Below are 18,743 nucleotides of genomic sequence, written 5' to 3' on the forward strand. Positions count from 1 at the left end.
TGTCAACGCAACCAGTTGGTGCGCGCCAGTTCGATGACTTCATCGCCGCGCCCGCTCATCACCGCCTTGAGCATATACAGGCTGAAACCTTTGGCCTGTTCCAACTTGATGCTGGGAGGCATCACCAGTTCTTGGGTGGCGGTGACGACATCCACCAGCACCGGGCCATCATGTGCCAGGGCCCGGCGCAAGGCCGGTTCGAGGTCTTCGGAGTGTTCCACGCGGATGCCCAGAATGCCCATGGCATTGGACATGGCCGCGAAATCCGGGTTTTTCAATTCGGTGCCGGTGTCGAGGTAGCCGGCGGCTTTCATTTCCATGGCGACGAACCCGAGTGACGAGTTATCGAACACGATGACTTTGACCGGCAAATTCAACTGCGCCAACGAGATGAAATCGCCCATCAACATGGCAAACCCACCGTCGCCGGACATCGAAATGACCTGGCGCCCGGGGAACGCTGCTTGGGCACCGATGGCCTGGGGCATGGCATTGGCCATCGAACCGTGGTTGAACGAACCGATCAGGCGGCGTTTACCGTTCATCTTCAGGTAACGCGCCGCCCACACGGTGGGCGAGCCCACATCAGCGGTGAAAATTGCATCATCGTCCGCCAGCTCGCTGAGCATACGCGCGACATATTGCGGGTGGATCGGTCGGCCAGCCTTTGATGGCTGCGCCAGGTCGTCCAGGCCCTGGCGGGCTTTCTGGTAATGCTTGAGTGAAGTCTCGAGGAAGCTGCGGTCGGTCTTGCGGCTCAGGCGCGGCAACAGCGCGTCGATGGTCTCGCTGACGTCAGCAGCGATACCCAGGTCCAACGTGGCCCGACGCCCGAGGGCCTGGGGGTTGCGGTCGACCTGGATGATCTTCGCGTCGGTAGGGTAGAACTGACGGTACGGGAAGTCGGTGCCGAGCATGATCAGCGTGTCGCAGTCGAGCATGGCGTGATAGCCGGAGCTGAAACCGATCAGGCCGGTCATGCCCACATCAAATGGGTTGTCCCACTCCACATACTCTTTGCCGCGCAAGGCATGCACCACCGGCGCGCCCAAGGCGTCGGCCAGGGCCACCACCTGGTCGTGCGCGCCGGCACAGCCGCTGCCGCACAGCAGGGTGACTTTCTGGCTGCTCTGCAGGATCTCGGTGAGGCGTTGCAGGTCCTGTTCCGCCGGCAAGGTGCGCGGTGCGTGCAGGGCTGGCCACGGCTTGAGCGAGTCTTCCACCTCGAGCAGTGACACATCGCCAGGAATCACGACCACTGCTACACCGCGATTGAGGATCGCCGAGCGCATGGCGCGGTGCAGTACGTGGGGCATTTGCGCGGGGTTGCTCACCAACTCGATAAAGTGGCTGCACTCTTTGAACAGTTCCTGGGGGTGAGTTTCCTGAAAGTAGTTCAGGCCGATTTCCGAAGACGGGATTTGTGCGGCAATGGCCAGCACCGGGACATGGTTGCGGTGGCAGTCGAACAGGCCATTGATCAAATGCAGGTTGCCCGGCCCGCAACTGCCGGCGCACACCGTCAGTTCGCCGGTGGCGGCGGCTTCGGCACCGGCGGCGAACGCGGCGACTTCTTCGTGGCGCACGTGCATCCACTCGATGCTTTCCATGGTGCGCAGGGCGTCGGTCAGGCCGTTGAGGCTGTCGCCGGTCAGGCCCCAGATGCGTTTGATGCCCGCCTGTTCAAGGGTGGTCGCCAATTGCTGGGCCAGGTTGATTTTCGCCATGAAGAACTCCAATCGTCAGTGAGGTAAAAAATTGCTGATCAATAGGGGACAGTTCGATCACGGCGAATGCTCCGCGCTTAATGTGAAGATTGCGTCATGGCGGCGCGGTATTGGCGGGTGCGGCGGGCGATAAACCACTGGTCACGGACCAGCGCCATGCACGGGGCAACCTTGGGCTTGGGCTGATGGCCGCGGCTCAGGCGGCGCATCTGGTAACGCACCACTGCCAGGGTGGCGAGGGCGGCCAGCGGCTTGCGCTGCCAGTTGATCGGTTTGAGTTGCGGGTTCAGGTCGCGCCCTGCGCGCCAATGCTTGATCAACTGCGGTTCCAGCGTCAGGGCGGTGGCGATGCCGGCCATGGCAATGCCACTGCCGAGCACCTGCTGCACGATCGGCAGGCGACGAATACCACCGGTGACCATCAGTGGCATGGTGGCGATGGTTGCAAGTTCCTTGGCAAATTCCAGGAAGTACGCTTCACGCGCCAGGGTGCGGCCGTCCCGTGCGTCCCCTTGCATCGCCGGGGCCTCATAACTGCCGCCGGATAATTCGAGCAGGTCAATCGGCAGCGGGTTGAGCATCTCGACCACGGCGCGGGCATCGGCCTCTTCGAAGCCGCCGCGCTGGAAGTCCGCCGAGTTGAGCTTTACTGCCACGCAAAAGGATGGGCTGACGTTGGCGCGCACTGCGTTGATCACCTCCAGCAGCAGGCGCGCACGGTTTTCCAGCGAGCCGCCCCAGCGATCGGTGCGCAGATTGCTCAGCGGCGAGAGAAACTGGCTGAGCAAATAGCCATGCGCTGCGTGGATCTGCACCCCGGTAAACCCGGCTTGTTCGGCCAGGCGCGCGCTGGTGGCGAAGCGGTTGATTACGTCTTGAATGTCGTGTTCGGTCATGGCCTTGGGCTTGGCAAACATCTTCGAAAAACCGCCCAGGTCGAGCGCAACGGCAGAGGGCGCCAAGGCTTGCTGGCCCAGATTGGCCATGGTCTGGCGACCCGGATGGCTGAGCTGCACCCAAAAGTGCACGCCCGTGGCGCGGGCAACATCGGCCCACTCACGAAAACTGTGCAGGTGCTGTTCGTCTTCCAGGGCCACGCCGCCGGGCCCGGTCATGGCGTGGCGGTCGATCATCACGTTGCCGGTCAGTAACAGACCGGGCTCACCGTCCGCCCAGGCTTTGTACAGCTGTTTCAATTCGCGCGACGGCGCTTGGTGGGCGTCGGCCATGTTTTCCTCCATCGCTGCCTTGGCGATGCGGTTGGTGAGGATTTGGCCGTTGGGCAGTTGCAAAGCTTCAAAGGGCGACATGGATTGACTCCTGAGCGGGGGAGGCCTCAGGCTAAGCTTAAAGTTAACTTTAATGTCAAGCAGGGCGTGGCAATGAATATTGGTGAACTGGCAAAACAGAGCGGGCTGGCGGCGTCGCGTATCCGCTTTTATGAGGCCGAAGGGCTGATCAGCCAGGTGGGGCGCCAGGCCAATGGCTATCGACGCTATTCAGCGCAAGCGTTGCAAACCCTGCAACTGATTCAGAGCGCGCAGCAGGCCGGGTTTACCTTGCAGGAGCTCAAGGCATTGATGCCGGCTCCAGGCGAACACAAGCGCGACGAGTTGATTGAGGCGCTGGAGCGCAAGGTGCAGCAGATCGAAGGGATGCAGGCGCAGTTGGCCCACAGCAAAGCGCAGTTGCTGGGCGTGATCGAGGCGGTGCGGGCGCACCCGGCAGATGTGCCGTGTTCGATGGGTCAAAAGCAAGTGCTGGCGTCGATCAACCTCACGCCATAAAAAAAGCCCTGGCATGCCAGGGCTTTTTCAGGTGCTAACGCTTAGCGACGACGGAACAAGGGCAGCGGTTCATCCGTTGCGGCTTGATAGGTCACCGAGAAATCCTTGAGGCTTTCCAGCGCTTCGTACGGGTCTTTGTCGGCGCGCAAGGCGAAGGCATCGAACCCGCAGCGGTGCAGATAAAACAGCTGATCGCGCAGCACATCACCAATCGCGCGCAACTCGCCTTTGAAACCGTAGCGGTCACGCAGCAGGCGGGCGTTGGAGTAGTTGCGCCCGTCGGTGAAGGCCGGGAAGTTCAGGGCGATAACCTGGAAGTGCTCCACGTCGTCGCCGATTTCTTCGGCCTCTTCATCGGCGTCCAGCCACACACCCAGGCCGCCATCGCGGGCCTTGAGCGCATGGGCGTGTTCGCGCCACAAGGCCAACGGTACGATCAGGTCGTCGCAGTTGGAAATACCGTCGAAGCTCGCGTCCTTGGGCAGCAGGTGCCAGGTTTCGTCGAGGACTTCGTTGTTCTTAATGATTCGCTGCATAGACGCGCTCCTTGAACAAGTCGATGCCGATGCGCTGGTAGGTGTCGATGAAACGCTCATCTTCGGTGCGCTGTTCGATGTACACGTCGATCAGCTTGCCGATCACCTCGGGCATGGCTTCCTGGGCGAAGGACGGGCCGAGGATCTTGCCCAGGCTCGCATCGCGGCTGGCGCTGCCACCCAGGGACACTTGGTAGAATTCTTCGCCTTTCTTGTCCACGCCCAGGATGCCGATGTGGCCGACATGGTGGTGACCACAGGCGTTCATGCAACCGGAGATGTTCAGGTCCAGCTCGCCGATGTCGAACAGGTAGTCCAGGTCGTCGAAACGGCGCTGGATCGATTCGGCGATCGGGATCGATTTGGCGTTGGCCAGGGAGCAGAAGTCGCCGCCCGGGCAGCAGATGATGTCGGTCAGCAAGCCGATGTTCGGCGTGGCGAAACCGCCTTCGCGCAGTTCGCCCCACAGCGTGAACAGTTGGCTTTGCTCAACGTCGGCGAGAATGATGTTCTGCTCGTGGGAGGTGCGCAGTTGGCCGAAACTGTAGCGCTCGGCCAGATCGGCGACGGCGTCCAGCTGTTTGTCGGTGATGTCACCTGGCGCAACGCCGGTAGGTTTCAGCGACAGGGTCACCGCTACATAGCCCGGTTTTTTGTGCGCCAGGGTATTGCGGGTACGCCAGCGGGCGAAACCTGGGTGCTGCTGGTCAAGGGCGGCCAGTTCGGCGTCCTGATTGCTCAGGGCCTTGTACTCAGGGTCGACGAAGTGCTTGGCCACACGGTGTACTTCGGCTTCGGTCAGGGTGGTCTGGCCGCCGCGCAGGTGTTCCATCTCAGCGTCGACCTTCTGCGCAAACACCTCAGGGGTCAGCGCTTTGACCAGGATCTTGATCCGGGCCTTGTACTTGTTGTCACGACGGCCGTAGCGGTTGTAGACCCGCAAAATGGCATCGAGGTAGCTCAACAGGTCCTGCCATGGCAGAAACTCATTGATGAACGCACCGACCACCGGTGTACGACCGAGGCCGCCACCGACCAGCACACGGAAACCCAGCTCGCCAGCGGCGTTGTGCACCGGCTCAAGGCCAATGTCATGCACTTCGATGGCGGCGCGGTCCGAGGTCGAGCCATTGATGGCGATCTTGAACTTGCGCGGCAGGTAGGCGAATTCCGGGTGAAAGGTGGTCCACTGACGGACGATTTCACACCAGGGGCGCGGGTCGATCAGCTCGTCGGCGGCTACGCCGGCAAACTGGTCGGTGGTCACGTTGCGCAGGCAGTTACCGCTGGTCTGAATGGCGTGCATCTGCACGGTCGCCAGTTCAGCCAGGATGTCCGGCACGTCCTCCAGCGCCGGCCAGTTGAACTGCACGTTCTGGCGGGTACTGATGTGGGCGTAGCCTTTGTCGAAGTCGCGGGCAATCTTGGCCATCATCCGCGTCTGGCGCGAGGTCAGTTGGCCATAGGGCACGGCCACCCGCAGCATCGGCGCAAAGCGCTGAACATAAAGGCCATTTTGCAGGCGCAGAGGGCGGAACTCTTCTTCGCTCAGTTCACCTGCCAGATAGCGTCGGGTCTGATCACGGAACTGCTTGACGCGGTCCTCGATGATGCGCTGATCGTATTCGTCGTATACGTACATATAGGTCCTGTTCTCGGCAAATCTGCGCGCACGGCCGCGCACTCCCAACGGAGCCGGCGCACGATACCAGTTTGCGTTTATGCGCAAAAGTGATGTTTGAGTATATGTAAATAACCAAATTGACTAATGAGAACGGTTATCGCGATACCCACATTTGTCATGCGGGCAATCATGAACTTTACTGTCGTCGAGTCTTAATGCAATCACCTATAAAACCGACAAGAGGCGATGCGATGAGCAATTCGACTAAAGCCCGTAAACCTGACAGTACCGTTGATGCCTGGGCCATTCTGTTTCTGATCATTCTGGTGGTCGGAACCGCCGTTTTCTGGGTTGGCCACCAGTAAATGAAGCAGGATTGAGCCTCGATTGACTGCCAATTTGCCATTATCATGGCGGTCAACATCCAAGGCTCAAACGACCATGTTGAAGGTTCTGATTGCGTGCGTGTGGTTATTGGGTTCGGCGTACGGGGCGATGGCCCATGCGACGTCAGTGGTGTTTCTTAACCCGGGCACGTCGACCGAAACTTTCTGGGTCACCTACGCGCAATTCATGCAGGCCGCCGCCAAGGACCTCGGCCTGGATTTGCGTGTGCGTTATTCCGAGCGCAACCCGGACACAACCGTCGCCCATGCGCGCGAAGCCCTGCAAGGGGAAAACCGCCCGGACTACCTGGTGTTCGTCAACGAACAATACATTGCTCCGCAGATCTTGCGCATGGCCTTGGGCCGCGGGGTCAAGCTGTTGATCGTGAACAATGCGTTGACGGCCGCTCAACTGCAAATGCTCGACGTGCACAAAGACGCGCAGTGGATCGGCAGCCTGGTGGCCGATGACGAGCAGGCCGGTTACCTGATGCTCACCGACCTGCTGCGCAGCCATGGCCCGGTTGCACCCGGTGAGTCTCTGGACCTGCTGGCGTTTTCTGGGGTTAAAAATACGCCGGCCGCACAGCGACGTGAGCAGGGCTTGCGCCGCGCCCTGGCCGAGCACCCGCAAGTGCGTCTGCGCCAGTTGGTGTATGGCGAATGGAGCCGCCAGCGCGCATTCGAGCAAGCCACGCAATTGTTCAAGCGCTATCCCCAGACGTCGTTGGTATGGTCTGCCAACGATGAGATGGCGCTCGGCGCCATGCAGGCCCTGCAAGACAGCGGGCGCGTGCCGGGCAAGGACGCGCTGTTCAGTGCAGTCAACAGCTCGCCGGGCATCTTGCAGGCACGCCTCGACGGCCGGCTCACAACCCTCGTCGCCGGGCACTTCACGTTGGGTGGCTGGGCCATGGTGTTGATCAATGATGACGCCAAGGGCGTCGATATCGCCGCCTACGGCGGGCGTGACCGCCAGCAAGCGTTGTTCCAGCTGATCGACGCCAGGCAGGCACAACGCTTATTGGGGCCAATGCCGCCAGTGGATTTTCGCGCACTGTCAGCGGTGGGCAAGCCACCGTCCTACCGTTACCCGTTCAGCCTGCAACTGCTGTTGCGTTAAACGCCCGCCAGGTGCAGCACCAGTTTGACAATGCCGAACAAGGTCAGCGCAAACACCGCTGTGAACAGGATGCCCAGGACCACAAAGTGGCTGGGCTTGCCGTGAGTAAAGTCGCGAGCGCGGTTTTTGCCGCTTTGCACACCGAACGCTGCCGCCAACACGCTGTGCAGCATCTGCCAGAAGGTCGGCGGTTTGTTATCGCTTGGGTCTTCCATATATCCCTCTTCGGCCGGACGTTATGCAAAGCATAGACAAGCGAATGGAAACGTCACTCAGGTTTTAACACCTCCAGCCCAAGAAACAGCGTCTGATCCAGTGGTGGCTTGATCTCGGCTTTGTCCAGATTGACCACCGCACGGTTGTTAGCGCGCGATTGTTCGATCAGCTCTCGGCGGGTGAACAGACGCTCAGCCCGGGTTTTCAAATGGCCGAAAGCGGGTTGGGATGCGGGCGCATGCTCAGAGGGATAATGGAAGTGGGCATACCACAAGACAGTCTCGTCAGCCTTTTTGCCGGCTTTGATCAGGCTTTTGTCGCGTATTGCATATTCAGTAAGGTAATCGCCGGCCTTCAATTTGATGCGACTGCGCACCAGATTGATATCAACGAAGCCGTATTTCCATAAATAGGCAATGTTGGCGGCTTTCGGGCGTTGCAGTTTGTAGCCTTCACTGCACACCTCGCGGGCCTTCTGCGTGGCGGATGCGGCTTCTTCAAGGACGTGATTCCTCAAGGCGGTGGCGCTGCTATCAGTGGCGTGGTCGCGGTCTATTTCTGCCGCAAGCGCTTCAAATTTCGCCGCGTGCTGGGTCAGCATCACCTCCCATTCATAAGGGTCGACTGCCTCTATACGGCCGGGCTCTTGAAGTTTTCGCTGTTGAAAACGAATGCTTGCGTCGATACCCGCGCGATCGGCTGTCAGGGTTTGCGCCAGCGTTCTTAGCGTCTTCAGCGGCCGAATGGCCCGTGGGGGCAGTTGTGTGGTGGTGTCTGCGGGTTCAACCACTTTCCACACCCCTTCATCGGGGTGCTCGTGATACGTGGCGAGGAGGGTGCCTGTGAAGGTGTCGTTGATATCGACGAAATTGCCCGATGCATCAGCGCTGCTTGGCCGCAAATCGCCGATCAGGCTGGTCTTGTCGACGGTTTTGATCACTCGGCGAGTGGGTTTTTTGGGGCGTTTGGCCCTGTCGGGCGCGGGGCGCGGGGTAATTTTTTCTTCAACCAGGATTAAGCTCGCCAGTTGTGCTTCAAGGCTTGCGCGGGCTTCGCCCAGCTGCTCCAGGAACGGGCCTCGGTATTCGTCTCGTAACAGGCTCGAATGCATCTCGGAGAGCGAGATGACGGCGTTTTCCAGTTGCTCATAACGCTTGAGGGAATCTTTGAGTACGGCCATTTGTTCGGCGGGTGAGTAACCGGTGGTCGTGCGCATTTCCGTGTGTGCAAATATGCCGACAGTGGCTTGACGGTCGATGAGAATAGCGAGGAAAGGGCTTTCCTCCGGTTTTCTTGGGCCCGGCGTGCGATCCGGTAACAGCTCAAACAGGGCCAGCAGCAGGTGATGTTTGATAATGGCCGAGGAGATGATGCGGTCAGGTGGAAGTTCTGCCAGCAGGTTCGCGCGCAGCGCTGAGGTTGCCTGCTGCAGAGTGGCTTCGATGTTCTCTGTGAGTTCGAGTATCTCTTTGAGCGTTTCCAGTCGTTGCATCGCGCCGCTGATGAACACTTCATAGGCATCTGTGATGTTATCGGGCAGTTCTCTGTCGACGCGTCTTAGCAGTTCAGCCAGGTCTTCGCCGCGTCGGGTTTGCAGCGTGTGTGAGATTTTCTGATGCAGGTTCGCATAGGACACCAGCGAGTGTTGGAACAGGTTGGTTGTGGCGTTATCGCGCGCATCTTTGTATTTCACCTCGGTCCTGTCCAATTCCATCAATTGGCGAGCCGTGGCTTCGCTCTGTTGCAGCACATCGACAAACGTGCGGGTGTTTTCCCGGTAGTTCTCCACCGCGATGTTCCAGTCATGCAGGGCGCGTAACGTCGAGCGTTGCCGTTGCTCATGGCGCTCGACGATTCTGGAGCGCAAGGCGGGCAGCAATTGGGGGTTGTTGAGCCGTTCCCAATCCTCTTTCAGTGCGCGTTGTTGCTCGGTCAGTCGAACCCGGGCGGTGATGACGGCGCTGTTGAATTGCTGGGCCTGGCTTGCCAGTTGCTGCGCTTCCCGAGTGAGGTTTTCCAACGCTGGGTTTAGCGCCTGCAATCGCTGTTTATTACGCTCCGCCAACCCCGCGAGTCTTTCTCTGGGCATGCCGCCCTCCAGCCTGGCTCGTCGGTCCAGCCCCCAGCGCCCCTGTTGGTCACTGGTCAGTTTGAAACCGGGACGTTGCGGATGCTGCGGATGAACCAGGTAAACCTCGTTGAAACCCTGGACCACGTTGACCTGGAACAGCAGCGCGCCGACGCTGGCGTGCCAGGCGCCGTCAATCCGGTACAAGCCTTTGAGAGGGCCGCTTGCCTGCGCCGGCGGCAGGGACGCAGGCCACGGCACATGCAGGTCAAGAAACGCCTGCATCAGCCTTGCACTTGCCCAGGGGCTGGCCAGTGAACGGGTGAAGTCCAATGCGGTGTGGCCGGTCGCCGGAGGTTCGCCTGGCAGCGCCACAGCGCCCTGATGGACCACTGCGGCACTGGGCGCATGGGGCAGGCCCGCAGGGCGGCGCCAGCGAGCAAGGCGCCGTGCCGGGTCTTCTGCGCTGGGCTCCAGCAGCGGCTGGCGAGGCCGGTTGGCCGGTGTGGCAGCGTGCAGCAGCACCATCGCGGTGTTAAGCAATAGGTCAATCAACGCCAGCTCACGGGCAGTCGGGTCGCTGCTGTCCAGCCCGGCCAGGTCCTGCTCCAGGCTGGCGACCAGTACCATGAACCAACCCGCCAACATGGCTGGCCCCTGTACCAGTGGCAACAGTAAGGTATTGAAGAGCAGCCACGCACCTTCCATCACAACGGCCCAGCGGCTTTCGCTGTTGGACACCGACTCGCGATCCGCCAGGTCGACCAGTGCCCGCGCAGTGCTGCCGTATAGATGGTTGAGCAGTTGGCCGTTGACTTGGGATTGCAGCCACTCGCCGGCACCTTCATCGACCGCCAGGGTCGCGGGAGCGGGGTGTTGGGGAGGGCTGAATTCATCCCCCGCCAGGAAGCGGATGATGTGAGGTTCTTTGATGCCGCCATTGGCGTAGATAGGGCGTGCCTGGTCGGTCAGCCAGGTCAGCACCGTGTTTTGCAGTTCGCCGGGTTTGGCCAGTGCGTCGAGCAGTGCCTGGCGTGTCGGGTATTCATGCAGGCAGTCGGCATACAGTGGTTGATACAGCAGGTGTGGGCCGACACGCACATCCCTGGGTTCAATAATGAACGCGTTGCTGACCTCATCGGGCTGGGCGCCGGTTTTGCGGCAGAACGCCAATGGGCGCAGGAGGATCTCCTCGCCGTCGACGTATCGGTCCGAAGGCATCGAGCCCATCAGCGCCTTCACATAGCGATAACCCATGACGGTCAGGCCGTGCTGTTGGCGAATCTTGTATTCCAACGCCTGCATCGGCAGCTTGACCTTGAGTTCGCGGGTAAACAGCTGTTCCCGGCGCCGTGCGTCACGGGTGTCGGATAACAGCACATCCCTGATTCTTTGCGGGTACGTGCTGCCTATGTCGACGCGCTGAATTAAACCGCTGCTGCCCATCAGGTAGTCTTCGTCCAGCCAGCCTGGCAGTGCCAGGCCTCCCTTGGCTGAAAGCGTCAGCCGTCCTGAAGGCTTGCCGGCCAGGTTCTTCACTGCCAGCTCCGTCAATGACAGGCGCACGTGCTCGACGATACCTGCGCCTCCCGGGTAGCCGGCGGCCACGGTAAAGTCCAGCAGGACCTCGTCGGGGTCGTAGTCACCATGATCGGCTCGCATCTGCTTGCGTAATGCCGCGCGGCTGAAGTCATGGATATTCTCAATGCCGTCGTTGAACGATTGACCCTGGTTGCGTCGCAATACTTGCGCCATCTCCTGCTGGTGGCGGTGCAACGCAAAGCGGTCATCGGCGCTGGCTTGCGTGAGCCACTCGGGCAACTGGTCGCGGATCGTCTGCAGGTGCGGTGCGGCAGGCGTCGCAACCTGGGTAAAGAAAACCGCCGGGTCGGTGAGCGTGTCCAGGCGCCGCTGCAGCGTGGTTTCGTCCTGGCCCTCAAAGGTCAACGCCGCGAGGTCTTCCAACGCCTGGTCGAGGAGCAGGCCGGCTTGTTGTTCGAACACGTTGCCGTCGGGTTCGTTACGCCTCCAGGTGAGGCTGTCGAACTCGAACTGGCGCTGCATCCTGGCGCCCCAGGCGTGACTGAAATCATCGATGGAGGTAAACGCCTCAACCCTTCCACCGATGCTGTAAAGCAGCACCTGTTGATCGCGTACCAGCAGCAGGTCCGGGCTCAGCAGGCGTGTTTCTTCTGCGCCTTTAACGAGTGTGCTTTCAATGAAATAGGCATAGGTGGTGGGCGAGGCGTGGGAGAGACGGTCAAGCCGCCCCGGCCATGCGGCGACGGCTGTCAGCATGGCCCGTTGGTTGTCGGTCAGGCTTGACTGACCTGCCGCTGCGGCCGTCATCTGGCCATTGAGAAACTCACTCAGCCATTGCCAGCGACTGCGGCCGTGGCTATCGCTTGCGCTCCAGTAGTCCGCCAGTTCCTGCTGGAAATGCAGCGGTAGCGACACGCGCAATTGGTCGATGATGTGCGCGATCACCTGCATATCGATCAGCGCAGGCGGTGTGGGTTTCAACACCGTAGGGATTTGTTGCGTGAGGTAATACGGCAGCTCGCGGCGTGTGTGCAGGTCCAGCAACTGCGGGTCGAGTACGTGCGCCAGAGCGACCTCCATCAGCGACCGGTAGATGTAGTGACCTTCTGGCTGCGGGATGGCGAGCTTGAGCGTCGGCAGATCCAGGGGCAGCGATGGGTAACACGCCAGTATCCGACTGCGCAGTGCATTGAATACCACCGAATACAACGCCGGGCGTGTCGAGAAACGTTGATGCACCGCCGATGCTGGCAGTTGGCTCAGGGGGGCAGGGGAGTGCGGGGTGGGCATGATGAAATCCTTTGCGGTGTGATCCAATGATCGGTACGCACAGGAAATCGATTTTGCTCATGTCAGGTGAGGTATCCGGATACCGCTTTCAACACCGAGCTTGCACGCGTCAAGGCCCGGTACCCGCCTGCTTCGAACGCCTGCAGCGGTCGATGCTGCAAGCGGTCCGGGCAGGTGAATACCGCGCTTCTTAGTTGTCGTAACCCAGGTTGGGAGCCAGCCAGCGTTCGGTGACGCTCAAGTCCTGGTGCTTACGCGCGGTGTAGCTGTGCACTTGGTCCTTGTCGACTTTGCCCACGGCAAAGTACTGCGCCTGCGGGTGGGCGAAGTACCAGCCGCTGACTGCCGCTGCCGGGAACATCGCGTAGTGTTCGGTGAGGAACACACCGCTGCGGCCGGCGTGCATTTCGTGGGCCTCGGGGTCCAGCAGTTGGAACAGCTGAGCTTTCTCGGTGTGGTCCGGGCACGCCGGGTAGCCCGGGGCAGGGCGGATGCCGCTGTATTGCTCTTTGATCAACGCCTCGTTATCCAGCTGTTCGTCCTTGGCATAACCCCAGTGTTCTTTACGCACCTGCTGGTGCAGCCACTCGGCGCAGGCCTCGGCCAGACGGTCGGCCAGGGCCTTGACCATGATCGAGTTGTAGTCGTCGCCCGCGTCCTGATAGGCCTTGGCCACTTCTTCGGCGCCGATACCGGCGGTGGTGATGAAGCCACCGATGTAGTCGGTCACGCCGCTGTCTTTGGGCGCAACGAAGTCGGCCAGGGAGAAGTTCGGCTTGCCGTCGGTCTTGATGATCTGTTGGCGCAGGTGATGCAGTTTGGCAATCGGCTGGCCGTCGTCACCGTAGACTTCCAGGTCATCGTCCTGCACCTGGTTGGTCGGCCAGAAACCGAACACTGCGCGGGCGCTGATGAGTTTTTCGTCGATCAGCTTGTTCAGCATTTCCTGGGCATCGGCGTAGAGCGCGGTCGCCGCTTCACCCACCACTTCGTCTTCGAGGATGCGCGGGAACTTGCCGGCCAGGTCCCAGGAGATAAAGAACGGCGTCCAGTCGATGTACGCGGCCAGGACCTTGAGGTCGATGTTGTCCAGCACCCTGGCACCGGTAAAGCTCGGTTTCACCGGGGTATAGGTGCTCCAGTCGAACTGTGGCTTCTTGGCGATCGCCGCCGGGTAACTCAGGCGCTCGGTACGTGCGCTGCGGTTCGAGGTGCGTTCACGCACGTCGATGTATTCCAGGCGGGTTTTCTCGACAAAGGCCGGTTTCAATTCCTTGGACAGCAACTGCGTGGCCACGCCCACCGCACGGGAGGCGTCGGTCACATAGATCACCGCATCATTGCTGTACTTGGGCTCGATCTTCACCGCCGTGTGCGCCTTGGAGGTGGTGGCGCCACCGATCATCAGCGGCAGATGGAAGTCTTGGCGTTGCATCTCGCGGGCCACGTGCACCATCTCGTCCAGGGACGGCGTGATCAAGCCGGACAGGCCAATAATGTCGCACTTCTGTTCCTTGGCCACTTGCAGGATCTTCTCGGCCGGGACCATCACGCCCAGGTCGACAATGTCGTAGCCGTTGCAACCCAGTACCACGCCGACAATGTTCTTGCCGATGTCATGCACGTCACCTTTTACGGTGGCCATGAGGATCTTGCCCTTGGCTTCCGGCTTGTCGCCTTTTTCCAGCTCGATGAACGGGATCAAGTGGGCCACGGCCTGCTTCATTACCCGGGCGGATTTAACCACCTGGGGCAGGAACATTTTGCCGGCGCCAAACAGGTCGCCGACGATGTTCATGCCGGACATCAGCGGGCCTTCAATCACTTCGATCGGGCGCGCAAACGACTGCCGGGATTCCTCGGTGTCTTCGACGATGTGGGTGGTGATACCCTTGACCAGCGCGTGTTCCAGGCGCTTGTTCACCGGCCAGCCACGCCATTCCTCGGTCTCGGCTTCCTTGACGCTGCCGTCGCCCTTGTACTTGTCGGCGATGGCGAGGAGGGCGTCGGTGCCTTCCGGGGTGCGGTTGAGCACTACATCTTCCACGGCATCGCGCAGCTCGGCCGGGATCTGGTCGTAGATCTCCAGTTGGCCGGCGTTGACGATACCCATGCTCAGGCCGTTGCGGATCGCATACAGCAGGAACACCGAGTGGATCGCCTCACGCACCGGGTTGTTGCCGCGGAACGAGAACGACACGTTGGAGACGCCGCCCGAGGTCAGCGCGTACGGCAGCTCGTCACGGATATAGGCGCAGGCGTTGATAAAGTCGACGGCGTAGTTGTTGTGCTCTTCGATACCGGTGGCGACCGCGAAGATGTTCGGGTCAAAGATGATGTCTTCCGGCGGGAAGCCGACTTCATTGACCAGGATGTCGTAGGAGCGTTTGCAGATTTCTTTCTTGCGCGCTTCGGTGTCGGCCTGGCCGGCTTCATCGAAGGCCATCACCACCACGGCGGCGCCGTAGCGCTTGCACAGCTTGGCGTGGTGAATGAACTGCTCGACGCCTTCCTTCATGCTGATGGAGTTGACGATGCCCTTGCCCTGGATGCACTTGAGGCCGGCTTCGATCACTTCCCACTTGGAGGAGTCGATCATGATCGGCACGCGGGAGATGTCCGGCTCGCCGGCAATCAGATTGAGGAAGGTGACCATGGCCTTCTTCGAATCGAGCATCCCTTCGTCCATGTTGATGTCGATCACCTGGGCGCCGGCTTCCACCTGCTGCAGGGCGACTTCCAGGGCTTCGGTGTAGTTGTCTTCACGGATCAAACGGGCAAAGCGTGCGGAACCGGTAATGTTGGTGCGCTCGCCGACGTTGACGAACAACGAGCTGCGGTCAATGGTGAACGGCTCCAGGCCCGACAGTCGGCAAGCCTTGGGAATATCCGGAATCGCGCGTGGCGCATAGCCGGCCACGGCCTTGGCGATGGCTTCGATGTGGCCGGGCGTGGTGCCGCAGCAGCCGCCGACGATGTTGAGGAAGCCGCTCTGGGCGAATTCTTCGATGACCTTGGCGGTTTGCGACGGCAGTTCATCGTATTCGCCGAATTCGTTGGGCAGGCCGGCGTTCGGGTGCGCCGACACATGGGTGTTGGCCTTGTTCGACAGCTCTTCCAGGTACGGGCGCAGTTCACTTGCCCCAAGGGCGCAGTTCAGGCCTACGGAAATCGGCTTGGCGTGGCTGACGGAGTTCCAGAACGCTTCGGTGGTCTGGCCCGACAGGGTACGGCCGGACGCGTCGGTGATGGTGCCGGAAATCATGATCGGCAACTCGATGCCCAGCGCTTCGAACACCCCTTGCACAGCGAAGATTGCCGCTTTGGCGTTGAGTGTGTCGAAAATGGTTTCGATCAGGATCAGATCGGCGCCGCCCTCAATCAGACCTTTGGTCGCCTCGGTGTAGTTTTCCACCAGCTCATCAAAGGTCACGTTGCGGTAGCCGGGGTTGTTCACGTCAGGCGACAGCGAGCAGGTACGGCTGGTAGGGCCGAGCACGCCCGCGACGAAACGCGGCTTGGCCGGGTTCTCCAGGGTCTTGGCGTCGGCGATCTTGCGTGCCAGGCGCGCGCCCTCTACGTTTAATTCGTAGGCCAGGGCTTCCATGCCGTAATCGGCCATGGAAATGCGCGTGGCGTTGAAGGTGTTGGTTTCCAGGATGTCGGCGCCGGCATCCAGGTAGGCTTTTTCGATGCCGCCGATCACGTCCGGACGGGTGATGACCAGCAGGTCGTTGTTGCCCTTGACGTCGCTCGGCCAGTCGGCGAAGCGCTTGCCACGATAATCCTGCTCCTCAAGCTTGTAGCTCTGGATCATCGTGCCCATACCGCCATCGAGGATCAGGATACGTTCCTTGAGGGCTTGATGAAGGGCGTGCAGACGAGCGCTACGATCGGACATGGGACTACTCTGGTCAGGCATTTCGGAGGGGGCGAATCATAGCAAACCTGTGCCTATTTGGAGCATGCCAAGGTTTTGCATGAATATCGTTCATGTTGCTGTGGGTTCCAGGCCGGTAGAATTCGCGGGTTTTTTATTTTGGCTTCATTTTGGGACCAGGCTCATGCCGTATCGCATCATTATCAGCCTTGCACTTTTGCTGATTGGCACTACCACACAGGCCCAAGATCCCGCCCCGGCGATTTCCTATACCCGTGACATTCAACCGATTTTTACTGAGAAGTGCGTGGCCTGCCATGCCTGCTATGACTCGGCCTGCCAGTTGAACCTGGGCAGCGGCGAAGGCGCGGCACGCGGCGCGACCAAAGTGCCGGTCTATGACGGTGAGCGCAGCCAGGCCACCAAGCCGACCCGGCTGTTTTATGACGCGTTCGGTAAAGCCGCCTGGCAGCGCGAAGGCTTCAGCTCGGTACTTGATGCCCAGGGCAGCCAGGCCGCGCTGATGGCGCGCATGTTGGAGCTGGGCCACCGCCGTGCGCCCTTGCAGCCCAACGGCAAACTGCCCGATGACATCGTGCTGGGCCTGAACCGCGAAAACGTGTGCCCGTCGCCAGGCGAATTCGACGCCTACGCCGGCGCGCACCCCAATGAAGGCATGCCGTTGGCCGTCACCGGCTTGAGCGACCAGCAATACCAGACCCTGCAACGCTGGCTGGCCTCCGGTGCGCCGATTGATCAACAAGGCGTGGCGCCGAGTGCCCAGGAAGCGGCCCAGGTGCTGCAATGGGAAAACCTGCTCAACGCCCCCGGCGCCCGGCAAAGCCTGGTGGCGCGCTGGCTGTTTGAGCACCTGTTTATTGCGCATCTGTATTTTGAAGGCGGCGAACCCGGGCATTTCTTCCAGTGGGTACGCTCACGCACCCCCAGCGGGCAGCCGATTGACCTGATCAACACCCGTCGCCCGAATGACGACCCCGGCACTCGGGTGTATTACCGCCTGTGGCCGGTACAAGGGGTGATTGTGCATAAAACCCACATCACTTATCCGCTCAGTGCGCAGAAATTGGCACGGGTCAAATCCTTGTTCTACAGCGGCGACTGGCAGGTGACCGCGTCGCCGGGCTACGGCCCCGGGCGGCGTGCCAACCCGTTCGAGACCTTCGAAGCGATCCCGGCGCAGGCGCGTTACCAGTTCATGCTGGACAACGCCGAGTACTTTGTACGCACGTTTATCCGTGGCCCGGTGTGCCGCGGGCAGATTGCCACGGACGTGATCCGCGACAACTTCTGGGCGCTGTTCCAGGCACCCGATCACGACCTGTACATCACCGATGCCCGCTACCGTGGCCAGGCCACGCCGTTGCTGGCGATGCCCGGCCAGAACGATGACGTGGGCAGCGTGCTCAGCCTGTGGCTCAAGTACCGCGACAAGCGCAACCAGTACGAAGCCCTGCGCCGGGACAGTTACGCCGACCTGCCGGCGCCAAGCTGGTCAACCCTGTGGGCCGGCAATGACAATGCGCTGTTGAGCATCTTCCGCCACTTTGACAGTGCCTCGGTCAATAAAGGCCTGATCGGTGAAGTCCCGCAGACGATGTGGTTGTTCGATTACCCGTTGCTGGAGCGCACCTACTACCAACTGGTGGTCAACTTTGACGTGTTCGGTAATGTCTCGCACCAGGCCCAGACCCGGCTGTACTTCGACCTGATCCGCAATGGCGCCGAGCAGAACTTCCTGCGCCTGATGCCGGCCGATAGCCGCGACGACTTTATGGACGATTGGTACCAGAACAGCGGCAAACTCAAGCTCTGGCTGGACTACGAGGCGATTGATGATGACACGCCGAGTGGGCTGCATCTGGATGAGAAGGACCCGAAGCGCGACTTTGCCCATCAGTTGCTGACTCGCTACGGTGACCTGAATGCCAGTCCGGACCCGATCAACCGGTGTACCGGTGCCTATTGCTCGCGTGATGGGATTGATCCGGCGTTGCAGGATGCGGAGCAGGCGCTCAGTCGCCTCACGTCGAGGCCGGCGGCGGGGCTCAAGGTGATTGAGCAATTGCCTGAGGCCACGATGCTGCGGGTCGAAACCACCAGCGGCAAGCGGGTGGTTTACAGCATGTTGCGTAATCGTGCGCACAGTAATGTGGCGTTTTTGCTGGGTGAGGCTTATCGCTATCAGCCGGGGCTGGATACGGTGACCATCTATCCGGGGGTGCTGAGCAGTTATCCGAACTTTATGTTCAACATTCCGGCGGGGGAGGTGCCGGAGTTTGTTTCGGCGATGGAGGATGCCAAGGATGCCCAGCGGTTTGAGAGGATTGTTGATCGGTGGGGGGTGAGGCGTAGTCATCCGTTGTTTTGGCAGTATTTTCATGATTTGTCGCGGTATGTTTTTGAGACTACGCCGGTTGAGGATGGGGTGTTGGATATGAATCGGTATGAGAATTTTTGATTTTTGATTTTTGATTTTTGATTTTTGATTTTTGATTTGTGATTTGGGTGGGGTACATATCCGTTGGTGCGGTAACGGCGGCTAT

The 18,743-nt window shown here is 60.4% G+C and carries 10 protein-coding genes; 3 read left to right on the forward strand and 7 right to left on the reverse strand.

The window, feature by feature from the left end; all coding sequences use genetic code 11:
• Window positions 1-2: 2 nt before the first annotated feature.
• On the reverse strand, window positions 3-1,727 hold the full coding sequence (gene poxB, locus A7D21_RS27585; protein WP_069553181.1) for a ubiquinone-dependent pyruvate dehydrogenase: 1,725 nt from the start codon (window positions 1,725-1,727) through the stop codon (window positions 3-5).
• A 77-nt stretch (window positions 1,728-1,804) separates the two neighbouring features.
• Complete coding sequence (locus A7D21_RS27590; RefSeq protein WP_069553182.1) at window positions 1,805-3,037, reverse strand: NADH:flavin oxidoreductase/NADH oxidase family protein; 1,233 nt, start codon at window positions 3,035-3,037, stop codon at window positions 1,805-1,807.
• Between the two features lie 72 nt (window positions 3,038-3,109).
• Between A7D21_RS27590 and A7D21_RS27595 the strand changes: the two genes are divergently transcribed.
• Window positions 3,110-3,514, forward strand: a complete 405-nt coding sequence (locus tag A7D21_RS27595; RefSeq protein ID WP_053255710.1) for a MerR family transcriptional regulator — start codon at window positions 3,110-3,112, stop codon at window positions 3,512-3,514.
• A 41-nt stretch (window positions 3,515-3,555) separates the two neighbouring features.
• On the opposite strand, the gene A7D21_RS27600 is transcribed toward A7D21_RS27595, so the two are convergent.
• Both A7D21_RS27600 and A7D21_RS27605 read right to left on the reverse strand, forming a co-directional pair.
• Entirely contained in the window at window positions 3,556-4,050 is a 495-nt protein-coding gene (locus A7D21_RS27600; protein ID WP_053255711.1) for a DUF934 domain-containing protein, read from the reverse strand.
• The gene (locus A7D21_RS27605; protein WP_017136919.1) at window positions 4,034-5,692 is read right to left on the reverse strand and encodes a nitrite/sulfite reductase; all 1,659 of its coding nucleotides are present in this window, start codon (window positions 5,690-5,692) and stop codon (window positions 4,034-4,036) included. Before A7D21_RS27605 ends, A7D21_RS27600 begins: the two co-directional genes overlap by 17 nt.
• A 423-nt stretch (window positions 5,693-6,115) precedes the next feature.
• Here A7D21_RS27605 and A7D21_RS27610 point away from each other — a divergent pair, with 423 nt between their 5' ends.
• Window positions 6,116-7,183 (forward strand): ABC transporter substrate-binding protein, encoded by a 1,068-nt coding sequence (locus A7D21_RS27610; RefSeq protein ID WP_069553183.1) that lies wholly within the window; start codon window positions 6,116-6,118, stop codon window positions 7,181-7,183.
• Here A7D21_RS27610 and A7D21_RS27615 read toward each other — a convergent pair.
• From A7D21_RS27615 to metH, 3 genes are all read right to left on the reverse strand, one after another.
• Entirely contained in the window at window positions 7,180-7,398 is a 219-nt protein-coding gene (locus A7D21_RS27615) for a DUF2970 domain-containing protein (protein WP_053255714.1), read from the reverse strand. The genes A7D21_RS27610 and A7D21_RS27615 overlap by 4 nt on opposite strands.
• 53 nt (window positions 7,399-7,451) lie before the next feature.
• A complete protein-coding gene (locus tag A7D21_RS27620; protein WP_069553184.1) occupies window positions 7,452-12,299 on the reverse strand; it encodes a hypothetical protein in 4,848 nt (1,615 codons plus the stop codon).
• A 190-nt stretch (window positions 12,300-12,489) separates the two neighbouring features.
• Window positions 12,490-16,200, reverse strand: a complete 3,711-nt coding sequence (metH, locus tag A7D21_RS27625) for a methionine synthase (protein WP_053255716.1) — start codon at window positions 16,198-16,200, stop codon at window positions 12,490-12,492.
• A 163-nt stretch (window positions 16,201-16,363) separates the two neighbouring features.
• Between metH and A7D21_RS27630 the strand changes: the two genes are divergently transcribed.
• Window positions 16,364-18,658 carry a fatty acid cis/trans isomerase gene (locus A7D21_RS27630; protein ID WP_069553185.1) on the forward strand — a complete coding sequence of 765 codons (2,295 nt, stop codon included), beginning with the start codon at window positions 16,364-16,366 and terminating at the stop codon, window positions 18,656-18,658.
• The last annotated feature ends 85 nt before the right edge of the window (window positions 18,659-18,743 follow it).

The organism is Pseudomonas sp. AP19 (assembly GCF_001728855.1).
GTDB lineage: Bacteria > Pseudomonadota > Gammaproteobacteria > Pseudomonadales > Pseudomonadaceae > Aquipseudomonas > Aquipseudomonas fluorescens.